Annotated in this window: 15 protein-coding genes; 2 read left to right on the plus strand and 13 right to left on the minus strand. The window is 44.4% G+C overall.

All coding sequences use genetic code 11. The features are described 5' to 3' along the window. The 4 genes from BMY80_RS10545 to BMY80_RS10560 all read right to left on the minus strand — a co-directional run. Positions 1-862: recombinase family protein (locus BMY80_RS10545; RefSeq protein ID WP_143066521.1), on the minus strand; the 862-nt coding region annotated here is incomplete at its 3' end. Continuing rightward, positions 855-1,283: a recombinase family protein gene (locus tag BMY80_RS10550; RefSeq protein ID WP_093143480.1), complete on the minus strand. Its 429-nt coding sequence runs from the start codon at positions 1,281-1,283 to the stop codon at positions 855-857. The genes BMY80_RS10545 and BMY80_RS10550, both read right to left, overlap by 8 nt. Continuing rightward, the gene (locus BMY80_RS10555; RefSeq protein ID WP_093143481.1) at positions 1,280-2,839 is read right to left on the minus strand and encodes a recombinase family protein; all 1,560 of its coding nucleotides are present in this window, start codon (positions 2,837-2,839) and stop codon (positions 1,280-1,282) included. Before BMY80_RS10555 ends, BMY80_RS10550 begins: the two co-directional genes overlap by 4 nt. Before the next feature lie 29 nt (positions 2,840-2,868). Then, positions 2,869-3,063 carry an SHOCT domain-containing protein gene (locus tag BMY80_RS10560; protein ID WP_143066522.1) on the minus strand — a complete coding sequence of 65 codons (195 nt, stop codon included), beginning with the start codon at positions 3,061-3,063 and terminating at the stop codon, positions 2,869-2,871. A gap of 195 nt (positions 3,064-3,258) precedes the next feature. Between BMY80_RS10560 and BMY80_RS10565 the strand changes: the two genes are divergently transcribed. Beyond that, a complete protein-coding gene (locus BMY80_RS10565; RefSeq protein ID WP_093143497.1) occupies positions 3,259-3,558 on the plus strand; it encodes a TIGR04076 family protein in 300 nt (99 codons plus the stop codon). 226 nt (positions 3,559-3,784) lie between these two features. On the opposite strand, the gene BMY80_RS10575 is transcribed toward BMY80_RS10565, so the two are convergent. The 3 genes from BMY80_RS10575 to BMY80_RS10585 form a co-directional block, all read right to left on the minus strand. Next, on the minus strand, positions 3,785-4,399 hold the full coding sequence (locus tag BMY80_RS10575) for a DUF1016 domain-containing protein (protein ID WP_093143488.1): 615 nt from the start codon (positions 4,397-4,399) through the stop codon (positions 3,785-3,787). A 15-nt stretch (positions 4,400-4,414) separates the two neighbouring features. Further along, positions 4,415-4,750: a DUF1016 N-terminal domain-containing protein gene (locus BMY80_RS10580; RefSeq protein WP_051621780.1), complete on the minus strand. Its 336-nt coding sequence runs from the start codon at positions 4,748-4,750 to the stop codon at positions 4,415-4,417. A gap of 138 nt (positions 4,751-4,888) precedes the next feature. Continuing rightward, on the minus strand, positions 4,889-5,755 hold the full coding sequence (locus BMY80_RS10585) for a LysR substrate-binding domain-containing protein (RefSeq protein ID WP_031578865.1): 867 nt from the start codon (positions 5,753-5,755) through the stop codon (positions 4,889-4,891). Between the two features lie 131 nt (positions 5,756-5,886). On the opposite strand from BMY80_RS10585, the gene BMY80_RS10590 reads away from it, so the two are divergent. Further along, positions 5,887-6,867, plus strand: a complete 981-nt coding sequence (locus BMY80_RS10590) for a YeiH family protein (RefSeq protein ID WP_031578864.1) — start codon at positions 5,887-5,889, stop codon at positions 6,865-6,867. 199 nt (positions 6,868-7,066) lie between these two features. Here the strand turns inward: BMY80_RS10590 and BMY80_RS10595 are convergent, their stop codons facing one another. From BMY80_RS10595 to BMY80_RS10620, 6 genes are read right to left on the minus strand one after another with little or no spacing between them, the layout of a single operon-like run. Further along, positions 7,067-7,606, minus strand: a complete 540-nt coding sequence (locus BMY80_RS10595; RefSeq protein ID WP_031578863.1) for a peptidoglycan recognition protein family protein — start codon at positions 7,604-7,606, stop codon at positions 7,067-7,069. Then, entirely contained in the window at positions 7,596-8,021 is a 426-nt protein-coding gene (locus BMY80_RS10600; protein ID WP_093143489.1) for a phage holin family protein, read from the minus strand. Before BMY80_RS10600 ends, BMY80_RS10595 begins: the two co-directional genes overlap by 11 nt. Before the next feature lie 43 nt (positions 8,022-8,064). Continuing rightward, positions 8,065-8,898 carry a glycosyltransferase gene (locus BMY80_RS10605; protein ID WP_019000861.1) on the minus strand — a complete coding sequence of 278 codons (834 nt, stop codon included), beginning with the start codon at positions 8,896-8,898 and terminating at the stop codon, positions 8,065-8,067. Next, complete coding sequence (locus tag BMY80_RS10610; RefSeq protein WP_093143490.1) at positions 8,895-11,948, minus strand: host specificity factor TipJ family phage tail protein; 3,054 nt, start codon at positions 11,946-11,948, stop codon at positions 8,895-8,897. The genes BMY80_RS10605 and BMY80_RS10610 overlap by 4 nt, the downstream gene beginning before the upstream one ends. Beyond that, entirely contained in the window at positions 11,938-12,327 is a 390-nt protein-coding gene (locus tag BMY80_RS10615; protein ID WP_093143493.1) for an NlpC/P60 family protein, read from the minus strand. Before BMY80_RS10615 ends, BMY80_RS10610 begins: the two co-directional genes overlap by 11 nt. Further along, on the minus strand, positions 12,317-12,781 hold the full coding sequence (locus BMY80_RS10620) for a DUF1833 family protein (RefSeq protein ID WP_093143495.1): 465 nt from the start codon (positions 12,779-12,781) through the stop codon (positions 12,317-12,319). The genes BMY80_RS10615 and BMY80_RS10620 overlap by 11 nt, the downstream gene beginning before the upstream one ends. Positions 12,782-12,853 lie beyond the last annotated feature (72 nt).

Consider the following 12,853-nt stretch of genomic DNA (forward strand, 5'->3'; position numbering starts at 1 on the left):
GGTTACCTTCCACATAATACTGCGGTACGATGCCGTTGTTTTTGACTCTGGTCTTGCTGAGAAAATCGGTGGTGTAGGTTTTCTGAAGCAGGGCATCACCGATGTACTTCTCGTTACGGAGGATTTTGTTGATGGTCGAGGTGTGCCATCTGGTCTTGCCCGCTCCGGTCAGAATGCCGTCCCGCTCAAGTCCGGCCTTGATTTTGTCCATGCTGTAGCCTTCCAGATATTCCCGGTAGATGCGCTTTACGGTTTCAGCCTGAACCGGATCTATGATCAGATTGCCGTCAGCATCCTTGGTGTAGCCGAGAAAGTGATTATGGTTCACCTGCACCTTGCCTTGCTGGTAACGGTACTGAAGTCCCAGTTTGACATTCTGGCTTAAGGACTGAGATTCCTGCTGGGCGAGGGAAGCCATAATGGTAATCAGCACCTCGCCCTTGGCATCAAGCGTGTTGATTCCTTCCTTTTCAAAGTAAACAGGAATGTTCTGAGCTTTGAGCTGTCTTATGTATTTAAGGCAGTCCAAAGTATTTCTGGCAAAGCGGCTGATGGACTTGGAGATTACCATATCAATTTCACCGGCCATACAGGCTTCAATCATTCTGTTAAACTCGGTTCTGTTTTTTGTGTTGGTGCCGGAGATGCCGTCATCGGCATAGATCCCCGCAAGAGTCCATTTAGGATTATTGCTGATGTACTCGGTATAGTGCTCCACCTGAGTTTCATAACTGGTGGCCTGCTCATCAGTGTCGGTGCTTACACGGCAGTAGGCCGCAACGCGCAGTTTCGGAGTTTCTTCAATACGGGCTTTGCTTTTTGTTCTGTGCGGATCTGCCGGTATAATCTTTACGTTAGCCATTCGTTTTCTCCTTAACTCTAATCAGGGAGTATTGGTATTCAGCCACTTCAGCCGGAGTACCTTTGTGCAGACTGTCTTTATCTGAAAAGAAGAATTCAGCCGGTGCGTTTTTTGGTACCTTAGGCTTAAGAAGATTGGTGCGGCTTAACGCCTTCATACGTCGTTCCCTTTCCTGTAAAGTTCGAGAATAGGTTTCTTCATCAATGAGAGGCGGATAAAAATCATCTCCCAGATAACGGCGGTTCTGCAGAATTCTGCTGACGGAGCTTGCCGGAAGCTTAAAACCGACTCTCTCCGCAGAGGCACACAGGGACATACCATCAAGGTAATTACGGTAAAGTTCTCTGACAATTTTGGCTTCTTTCTCATCAATAACCGCCTTACCATTAACAATTCTGTAACCGAGAGCTGTACTCCTCATTCAATTTCCTCCTTTAGTGTAAGACCGCATTTAAGTTCAAAACTGATTTCGTTTCGGGTTACTGCAGTAATGCTGTTAACAAATCTGCTGAACACTTCGTCACTGAAGTCAGTGAGCATTTCGCTGTAAGATGCAAAGGCGATAAGCTCTGAGGTTTCTCTAATAATGGAGCATTCACCTTTGGAATTCTGTTTGATGGCGTTAAGCTCAGTCCTGCATCTTGCTGCTCTGGCTTTCAGTTCGTTGTTTTCCTGATTGAAAAGAACCTGGTCGATGCACCCCTGCGCCATCAGCATGGTGATGGTATTCTGCTGTTCGGCAATATCTGAAATCTGCTGTTCAAGAGCGCTGATTCTCTGCATATCCTTGTTTTCAGAGTTTCCCTTTAATGCTTTGAGGTAGGGCATCAGAATGGTCTCTTTGGCAAAGATGAGCTTGTTCATCATGGTTAAAAATGCAAACTTTACCGTCTCATCCCTGACGAACTTCATGGAGCATCTGCTTTTGTCTCGGAGGTGGGTACTGCAGCACCATGCAGAATAACTTCTGCTTGATAAGGAATGGTGAATCCGGTGTTTGAAAATACCGCCGCATTCTCCGCAGACGATTTTTCCTGACAGGGCGCTGCGGTCTAAGAATTTTGCTTTTGCTCCCGGTATGCCTTTTTCTGAAGCTCGCTGAGCAATGATGAAGGCAACTGCTTCAAAATCCGCTCTGCTGATAATGGCTTCATGGTGACCATTGCTCCGGTATCTAGTTAGGTAGCCTTTGTTGAGGTGCCGGCTGAAGGATTCATCCGTAAAGGTTTTCTGAAAAACCGCATCTCCGATGTAAAATTCATTTCTCAGAATCCAGAATACCGTTGTAGAGCTCCATTCATTTTTTCGTATGGGCGGAACTCCATCACTGTTTAACCCCTTTGCGATGGTATAAGCTCCTTTGCCAGCCAAGGCTTCGGCAAAAATACGTTTTATAATCTCTGCCTCATCAGGAATTATGACAATGTCTTCACCTTCTCTTTTGTAGCCGTAAGGTAAAGAGCTTGATTTGAAGGTTCCGTTCTGAAACCTCCGCTCCAAACTCCATTTGCTGTTATTTGAAATTGAGCGTGATTCATCCTCGGCCATTGAGCTGAGAATTGACAGAATAAGCTCTCCCTCCATCGAACCGGTATTCAGATTTTCCTTCTCGAAGTAAATCGGAATGTTGAGCCTCAAAAGACTTCTCACCAAATCAATACAGTCCGTGGTGTTTCTTGAAAATCTGCTGATAGACTTGGTAAGGATATAATCAATCTTTCCTGCCCGGCAGTCTGCCATCAGTCTCTGCAGTTCCGGTCTGCTGTCCGACTTGGTACCGGATATCCCCTCATCGAAGTAAATCCCGGCAAGCTCCCAGTTATCCTGCATACGGATGTAATTTTCATAATGTGATTTCTGCGTTTCCAGACTTTCAAGCTGGGCATCATAGTCAGTGGATACTCTGCAGTATGCCGCCACTCGCAGTCTGGAGCATTGAACTGACTGATTCTGTTCTATTCTTCTTACTGTTTTCACTGTTCGTCCTCCCTTGTATATAAATCACTCTAATCAACACTTATATCAACTTGTTTTGGAAGTATTTCCTCAAGAAAAGGGTGATACGTCATACGGTTGATGTCTGTGATTTTCTCGTACTCTACGGGGGTGATAAGTCCCTTGGAAAGCAGTAACTCCACTACTCTCTGCGCCTGATGGTACTGGGCGTTGCGGATTATTTCGTCAGTTGTAGGTGCTGTCATTAACTCGTTCATAAATCGTTGCCTCCTACAATGTACTGGACATCAGAGGCGGATTTGAGCGGATTTATTTTGGGGAATGTGGCTGATTGGCTGTTTGGTGAACAAGTTTTGTTGTCGATTAGTGATTCATGCACAAGAGATAAAATCGCCAAAATGGTATGATCCTAAAGATTTAATATGTCCGGAGATGCAAAGATGCCTGCAAACAATGAAAACATCAAAATTACGGTTGTTGAAAAGAGAGGGAAACGCGGATGCGATTACTGTCATCGCGTTGGTGATGTGTACGATTATGCAAAAGATGCCGGAAAATTATGCCCATGGATGCTGACTGTTGCCAACATGTATATTACAAAATTGCGTGACGGTCATACGTTTTCAAGAGGTCCGGAAGTTCCTGACGGTGCGGTTACTTTCTGTTGTCCAGATCCTCGGGTAATGAATATCTTTCAAATTGAATACACCGGTAAAATCGAAGACAAAGATCATAAGTAAAATTTTATTGAATGAGGGATTTGTTATATAGTGAAATCAATCCCTCTAGGCTTCAGTTAATTATGTTTAATCATAATCATAATCACTAAGTCGGCTATTCACCGAATGAGCCAAATCGCTCAACTTCCCGAATAGCCAGTTTCCCGGACAGCTCTTTCGAGCAAACCAGCGGTGAACCGTCAGAAGCATTTCATCCTGTTTGTCTTTTACCTCGTTATTTTGGCTATTATTTTTGGGCAGATAACTCATTGGCCGATATTTCAGCTTCGATTTCCTCAATGGTAGGCAAACTTCCTTTGAATTTTTCAGGAATAAAGGTGGTTATGTCGTATTGGGAAATTCCCATAGGCTGACTGCTGGCTTCAAGCGCATAACGAGCCTTGACGTTATCTTTTGATTTGCAGATTAACAGCCCCAGCGTAGGTCCATCATTTTCACCCTTCAGCTGATGGTTAACGGCAACCATGTAGGTTCCTAGCTGCCCCATATCACCGGAATCAAATTCCTTTACCTTGATTTCAACAACCACATAGCAGTGAAGTTTGATGTTGTAAAACAGCATGTCGATGAAGTTACTGGTATTGCCGATTTCAAGCCTGTATTCACGTCCCACAAATGCAAAGCCGTTACCAAGCTCAAGAAGAAATCTGGTGATGTTATCCATAAGAGCATCCTTCAGCTCTTTTTCGTCATAGCTCTCCCGGAGGGTAAGAAAATCGAAGGTGTACGGATCTCTGGTAATCGCCTGAGCAAGATCGCTTTGAGGAGCAGGAAGAGTAAGATCAAAATTACTTACTGCTTTGCCCTGTCTTTCATAGAGGTCTGTATCCAGAAAGTTCATCAGTACAGCTCTAGATCAGTTGTTCTCGAGGGTTTTGTGTATGTAAAATAAGGCTTTATCACGGTTTCTATTGACCTTATTCATGATTTGAACAATATGCCCCCACGGGATCAAAAAGATTTCATCACATGAAACGCAGTCGGCTTTGGGATTAAAATCTAATTTTGCAACAACTTGTTGCAAAATTGGGAAAAGGCAGTAGAACTGATGCATGTACCGGAGATTTCGGGCGGAAAAAGACTTTACATCAGGCAGTTCTTTTCTCAGATCTTTACCAACCTGTTCGTAAAAATTGCTTCCCCAATGTAGAGTGACCCCCGAAGAGATCCTCACGGGCAATAGTTTTGTCATCTATACAGTCATAACCTTTCCGTTACTTTCGATGCAAGATTGTTCACTCCCCTTCTAAGGTACTGGAGCCGATAACCATTTAGTTGTCGGCTGCTTTCCTAGGTGGTCTTAATTCAGTTATTCTGTGAATTACCTAAACTATTTTCGATAGTTCAAACATATACTCATGAAATATTCAAGGACAGGAGTAATGAATTTGTTTTCATGATGGACGATATTAAACACTCTTTTAAAACTAATTTCAGGCACAGTGAATTCCATAAGAGTTCCCTCATTAAGATCCTTTTCGACTATTCGTCTAGATAGTGCTGACACTCCAAAACCAGCCTTCACCGCCTGTTTAATACTCTCAGAATTGTTGTATACACCTATAATATGAGGACAGATATTATGTTTATTCAATTCCCCTTCAAATAACGTTCTTGTACCACTGCCGAACTCACGTGTGATGAAATACAATTTCTCTAGGTCAGATAATTTTCTTATCTTTGGTGTTGAAGGAGCATCAACAAAAATCAGTTCATCGTCCATAAAAGGAATTCTTCGGAGAAATTCAGACTGAACTTTTCCTTCTATTAGTGCCACATCGAGTTCGTCCTTAAGAAGCAGTTCTTCAAGTATGGCAGTGTTGTGAATATTTGAGTATATAATCCTTCTAGGAAATTTACTTTTAAGCTCTGAGAGTAGCGGTATAAAAACACTCTCTCCAATACTTAGCGTAGCCCCAACTCGAAGCGGGCTCACATCAGAATAATCTCTTAGTGCAGATTCTGTCTGAGACATTAATCCTACTATATGTTTTACATAATGGAGCAATTTCTTTCCTGCGGGAGTAAGATAGAGTCTCTTACCAAGGCGTTCAAAAAGTTTTGTGTGATAGTGTTCTTCAAGTTCCTTAATCGCCTGACTTACTGTAGGCTGAGAAATAAATAAAGCTTCAGAAGCTTTTGTCATTCCTCCTGACTCATATACCTGCAGGAAAATCTTAAAGTGCCTAAAAGTCATCTCATCCCCTTATCATACATAGGCTTTTACCTATATATATCATAAAATCATAGTATTTAACAATGGGGAGTCCAAGATGTATGATCTAGCATACACATAAGGATAAATAAATTTTTCTGGAGTTTGGTGGTATGAAACATGATGTGATTAAAGGCGTTATTTTTGCTTTGATACTGGCTGTTCCTTCATATTATCTTGGGATTTCATTCCCTATTATTGGTGGTCCTGTTTTTGGAATTCTCATCGGGATGCTCTTTGCCTTATTACCACGATCTACTTCATTTGAGGCAGGAATAAGTTTTACAGGGAAAAAGATTCTGCAGTATTCCATAATTTTTCTTGGATTCGAAATGAACCTGTTTCATGTTATGAAGGTTGGATCTCAGTCATTATCCGTAATGTTATTTACGCTGATTACAGCCTTTGGTGTTGCATGGTGGATAGGAAAACTGCTTAAACTGAATACCATGATCTCTACTCTCATCGGTGCCGGTACTGCAATCTGCGGCGGTTCGGCAATAGCTGCTGTTGCACCGGTTATAGGAGCAAAAGACAGAGATATTACGTTGTCGATTTCAACAATTTTTCTTTTTAACGTAATTGCAGTCTTCATTTTTCCATTTCTTGGTCATGCTATAGGGATGTCTGATTTTGGCTTTGGCATGTGGTCAGGAACAGCAGTGAATGATACTTCTTCAGTTGTAGCCGTTGGATATTCATACAGTCCTGAGGCGGGGTATTTCGCCACTATTGTAAAACTTACCCGTGCACTCATGATTGTACCTGTATGTCTGTTATTCTCATTTATAACAACAAGAAGTCAGAATAATGGAGAAGATTTAAACTTTAGAAGAATCTTTCCTTGGTTTATTCTATGGTTTGTAGTTGCTAGTGTCATTAACACTGCTGGGATATTGCCAGAACAAGTATCAGCGATGTTAGGAAATATTGGTAAATTCGGAATTGTTCTTTCAATGTGTGCAATTGGATTGAACACTAAAATTTGGGATCTCCTACGGAATGGTGGCAGACCAATTGCACTTGGATTCTGTTGCTCGGTCGCCGTTGCGTGTATGTCTCTTGCTGTGCAGCACATAGAAGGTATTTTATGAATATATAATTCAGTTCTCCCTTTATTATGAAAGAGTTTAAGTAACCAAGAAAAATTTGAAGACCTTACGAGTACTTTAGAGTTTTCGTTATATGTGCTAGACGAATAGCATGTCTGCTTTTAAATTAGTAGGAAACAAATGCCTTTTGAAAATTGAATTATTTTTATAAGCCGACAGTCCCTTTCTGTCGGCTTTTTCCTTATTCCCCAAGTCGGCTATTTACTTCCTGAGCCAAATCGCCCAACTTCCCGAATAGCCAGTTTCCGGGACAGCTCTTTCGAGCAAACCAGCGATGAACCGTCAGCAACATCTCGTCAGATTTAACCTCATAGATTAAAGCCTTATCCCGATCAGCGATCCACAGCAGTCGTTTCTTTCCGTTCCTTCTACAGATATCAACGCACAGATCTACCATGGCGGCATACACCTCCGGCTTCATGGTGTAAGGCTCCGTCAGATCTGATGCGCACTCGATGGTAACTGCTCGCTGGTCGTTATCTCTTGATGATGAGCACCAGGAGCGGTTCTGCTCATCAACGCAAAGTCCAATTCTGCCATCAGCACCGATGGCATAGTTGCAGCTTGCCTGTCTGCTTCTGTCCTTAAAGCAGTCGCAGATTCGTTCGACACTAAGCTGACCGACAACAGCGTGAGGTGTAATGCGGTCAATGGTGTGAGTCCTTTTACCGGAATGGTTCGGACTCAATTTGGTGTAACTCACTAATGGACTATTTGCCATTTTCGTTCTCCTTATTTTCTGATTTATCGTGTAACTGGTTTAAGGCTTTTCTGACCACCATCGGTATCGGCAGACCGAGATGTGCAGCGTTCTCGAGAAGACTGATACCTTCGTTTGAAAGGTAAAAGAAAATCACAGCGGTTCTGAGGACACTTCCGGTCTGAAAGATTCTCGTGTCCAGAATGCTGGCAATGCCCACGAGCATGAAGACAACCACCTTACGGCAGATACCTTTAAACCCGATGGAACTAGACAGTTTCCCGTCAACAATCCCGCACATCACACCGCTGATGTAGTCGATAACCGTAAAGGCAATCAGGGCATAGAGCAGTCCGTCACAACCGCCAAGGAAGTAACCGAGCCATCCGCCGATTCCCGTAAACATTGCCTGGAGCATATTCCAAAGCTCTCTCATGTTTTTTTTTCTCCAATAAAAAAGGCGACCTTTAAGCCGCCTGTTATTTAACTCTTCTTACGTTACTTCGCACCCGCTCCAGAAACTCCCGGTCAAGATATCCTTCCACCCGTTCACAGGCAGAGAGGTATTTCTGCCAGTAGGCATAAGCCCGGAAATCAAGGTAGATGAACCTGTTCCATGGTTTTTCCATTGAGAGGTAATGCACCATCAGCGGAGCCATTTCCTTGTACCCCGGATTGAACCAGATGGCATTGAACTCACCTGAAAGCCGATGCTTTTTCCTGAAGTGAAGATTCACAAAGTCCTGCTCCGGGCAGTACATGAAGTTGCCTTTTTCCTCAATCGTTTTGATGAACTTCTGATACAGTCCTTTGCAGTCTGCCTTGTAGCACATAAGTCCGGTATTGAAATACAGCGGAGTGTTCACGATTTCCTTAAGCTTCATTTGCTTCATCCACTTGTCCCGGTTTTCCCGTTCGCTGACTCCGAAGATGCCGGATTTATGCTCTGCCGTAATCTCCTCAAGAAGAGGAACCACCGAGCCGAGAAACAGAGTGTCCAAATCAAAGTTCAGGACACAGTCGGTTTCTGCAGAAACTTCCTCAAGAGCTATAATCCTTTGTGCGATAGCAGGTACGGCACTGCGGTGAACCATAAGTCTGTTACCGCCTACAGAGGCAAAAAGGTCATGCTGCGGAAAAGATACGTAGCGAACCTCCACCAGTTCTTCCGGCACTACGGCGAGAACCCGCTCGAGGTCTGTGCCTTTTTCTGCATAAATGATGAGCTCTATGCGGTTGTATTTGAAAAATGAGCTGAGGGATACCACCGCCTGATTGATATATCCCTCATCAAGAACTACAAATGCTTTCATTGGTTTTTCTCCTTAATGTCATCTCTGAAAATGTCCTCCGAGTAATTGATGAGACTGAGCGAACACCTGTTATTGCTTTCCGGTTTAACAGCCGTAACCCAGCAGAGCTGTAACTCTCCGATGGCAAAGAGCGGATATTCGAGAGACTTGCCAAACTCACTGTCCCAGTAGATATCTGGATAACTGTCTAAATAGAGAGAATGGCTGTCATTGCGGTAAAAGGTATATTCACCATAAGAGCCGTCCTTCCTTGAAATGTATATAACTCCGTCCCAGCAGTCTTCCGGAATCTCGATATCAGTAGTGATGTTCTGACCGTTAATTGCGGTTATCCTTCCGGTGATGTTCGAGAGATTCTCATCCAGCACCAGTCCCACAAGGTCGTTGAAATTGCAGTTGAGTCCGTTGAGTTCGGTTTTGATGTCATAGGTTACCCGGGTATTTCTAAGATACCGAAGTCGCCTCATACCGAGAGCAATGGCATGCTCTCTGTCGGTTACGCCCCAGGCATCAAGTCTTTCCTGATTGTCAGATTCAGGATAATCAGTGATGCGTTTGTTTCCTTCATCATCAGTGTGACAGTACACCGTTTCGGTCTTATAGGTTTTCGGAGAGGTGAAATTAACCACCACTTCGTTTATGTCATCGTCCTTGGGCAGAGAGTAAGTGATCACCGGACTTGAGGTCATATTGCTCTTCGTAAAAATCTGCACAGGCTGTGCTCCGGCATGAAGCCTCTTAACCGATAAGGTGTTGTCACGAACCACCGGAACCGCAAAACCGCAGTTAAGCACATCACGTAAACTTTCAAGTAATGTGCTGTCACTGTCAATGGAACCGTTGCATTCAATTCCCTGTGACCGCCACAGCTCATCAAACTCCATCAGCGTATCGACATCAAGGATATTGCGGTATTTGGATTTCCGTACAATGTACTGAACCACCGGAGCAATATCCCGAGTCGGCAGCAGAGACTGACTGTCTGTGTCTGAATCAGCATAACCAACAGCAGGAAGTTTTCTTGTCCAGTAAGTAGCCAGCTGATTTTCGGAAAGCTCGGATAAGGTTTCATTGCCTTTAAACCTGCAGATGAGCACGGTCATGTTGTCATACCGGTCAATGGTGCTGATGACGCTTTTAAGTCCTACCCATTTAATCTCCTCAAGAGCACGGGTAGAACCGTCCTCCTGGGAGGTTCTGATAACTCTGAACTCATAATTTCCGGCGGTTGCAAGTTCGATTCTTACCGTTTCAGCAAGCTGGTCATTGGTGTTGTTGGTCCAGGTTTTCTCAATTACGGTATACTGCTCATTTGAACCTGCTCTGCGGTACTCAATTTGAATGCTGATAGAGAGCTTGTCGAACTCACCGTCATCGTTAAGCTTGCCAAGACCTCCCGGCATGGAGAAATCAAGCTCAAAGATTTTTGATTCAGCACCATATGGACATGCACGGTAAGATCCCACATAACCACCGTCACTTGCCTGACCGCTGATGAGAGTAAAAAGCACATGCTCCTGATTTACTCCGGTGGAATAAAAGCCATGCCAGTCTGAAACATCACCGTAGCTGTCATTAAGACGCTTAACCGTGTAGACACCGTTGGTGTAGTTAAGAATTTCATAAAGACCGTTATCCTCAAAAGGATAATCCGCAGGCATCGGCTGAAACACAGAGCCTGCCAGGTGATTTGCCGTAGCAGTTATTTTCGTGTAGGGCTGAGACGGAGTAACCTCCTCGGGGTATTCCGGAACGGTCAAATCTGAACTGTCGAACTTTAGCGTAACATGCTCACCGGACCTTATCACTTCGAGTATTTCACAGAGAGCCTCGGTGGTATTTGCTTCATCCTCGGTTACGGTTTTACCGCCGCTGCATCCTGACGGAATGGTATCGTAGGTAATGGAAGTTACGGCAGAAAGTGTGACCTTCAGATAATCGCCGTTACGGGTAATCACCTCGGTATCAGTTTCTTCACCGGTTTCCTCGTCAACGCTGGTCTGAATTTCTGTGGTTCTTGCCCGGAAATACCCATCAGGCTTAAATCCATCAGCGCATTTCAGTGTGAGCGTGGCAATACCAAGGGCAGCGTCAGTTTCTGCTGCAACAATCTCAGTACCGACAAGACGTGTATTTCCGGCACCGCTTAACTCGAAGATAGTGCCGTTTGCCCATTTCAAATCAAGGTTCTGCTTAATGCGTACCGTCTCAGTACCGCCACCTGAACAGCCACCATAGCCGATGTTGTAAATTCTGTAATTGCAGCCGCTGAAGGTATTACCTTTAAACTCAAGATTCACACCGTTCATGGAGGAGGTGTCGATTTTACCCTGACCGCTTTTTAAGGTATGACCGCTCTGGGTAACCTCGGTTGATGAATACCAGCAGTACCAGGATTTGTCCTCCGGTGAGTTTTCAGCGGTAATCTTTACTCCCGGCTCAAAGACATAAGCGGAGCAACCCTTGAGTTCACTGATTGGCGTCTCGCCAATGTAGATGTCTGAGTGATCTGCCTTGTAGTCGTAATGTCCGATGCCCTGGCATAAAATCATGTCGCAGAACAAAGTGTTGTTGCGGTAAAACACATGCCTGTCAGCAAGGTAATCCGGGAATCTCTTGAAGAAGCCAAAGTTCTCCGGGATGATTTCCATCAGCTTTACCTTGTTGCCCTGGACATTCACGTCATAGATTGAGTTTCCCTGTTTGGTGTTTTTCTGCTTGTTCTTGCCGAGCTTATGCATACTCACCATGGCATAGACGGCACTTGCTACACCAATCACCACGGAAATGATGGCAGCAATGGCTGTACCGGTTACACCAGGTTCGATGACAAACTTAAGGTGATCGCTTTTCTGGATGAAGAGTGAAGGCCATTCAGTCTGTTCTACCTTTCTGCCGTTAACAAAAAGCGACAGATAGGGGTGGAGATCAGAGCGATAGGAAGGAATAAGATCCTTCAGAAGGGCGGTCAGACTGCCACTGTATTCCGGCAGATCTAAGTGCTCTAGAACTTTGTTTAAGTCCTCTCTGGTTACAATTTCAAGTTTCATTTTTCCTCTTTGGAAGATTGGTATGTCTGTAGATCTTTGTTTCAACAAACTGCATTGATTTGATCTTTTCCACCCGGCAATGACGGTTAAGTCCGGTATGCAGCATTTCACCTCTACCGAGATACACTGCTACATGGAAGATCAGACCATGCCTGAAGAACGCAATCACGTCACCAAATTCGTAGTGGGGCGGTTCGATTTCATAAAAGCAGGATCTTTCTTTCTCGTATCCGTCCTGAATGCTGAAATCCGTATAGTCATCAAGCTCAATGCCGAGCTCCCGGCGGTAGAACTCGATAACAAGTCCCCAGCAGTCAAGGAACGGGTATTTTCTGCCATTTGGTGTGTGTCTGATGAGAAGATAATGGTTAAGCCACATATTTAAGCCCCGGTGCATTTGATGCGGTATAGCGAAGGCGCGGAAACTCAAGATTCAGCATGTCGCAGAAGGAAGCTGTGAAGGTTGCCGATTCTCGGGTGATGCGTCCGCCGGTGATGGTTAAAGTGAGTTCCGAGAGCTTGTTGTGGCTCTCGTAATGCCACTGGGTAACGGTGATGTAGGTCGGCGTCTGAGCTTCAATAACCCGTTTCATGTATTCGTAGGCTTCACCGCTTACTCCGTCAACACCGAATGAGAGATCTGAAAAGCCGCTGTCGGAGCGTTCCGGCATGGAAACCGTAAAGGCAGACTTCTTGTATTCATCTCCCCAGAGCTGCATGTCTTCGTACCCCAGCACATAACGCAAGGTGCCTATAGTTTCATTCTCGATGGTGAGAGTTATGATGGGGAGCCTGCCGCCACTAGCGTAGATTTCTTCAAGTGAATAAAGCATAAAGCCTCCTTAACTGAACCAGGAGAGGTATTCCACCTCACTAGAATCAGGCTTAACCTTGATAATGCGGCC

The sequence above is a fragment of the Ruminobacter amylophilus genome (assembly GCF_900115655.1).
GTDB classification, from domain to species: domain Bacteria; phylum Pseudomonadota; class Gammaproteobacteria; order Enterobacterales; family Succinivibrionaceae; genus Ruminobacter; species Ruminobacter amylophilus.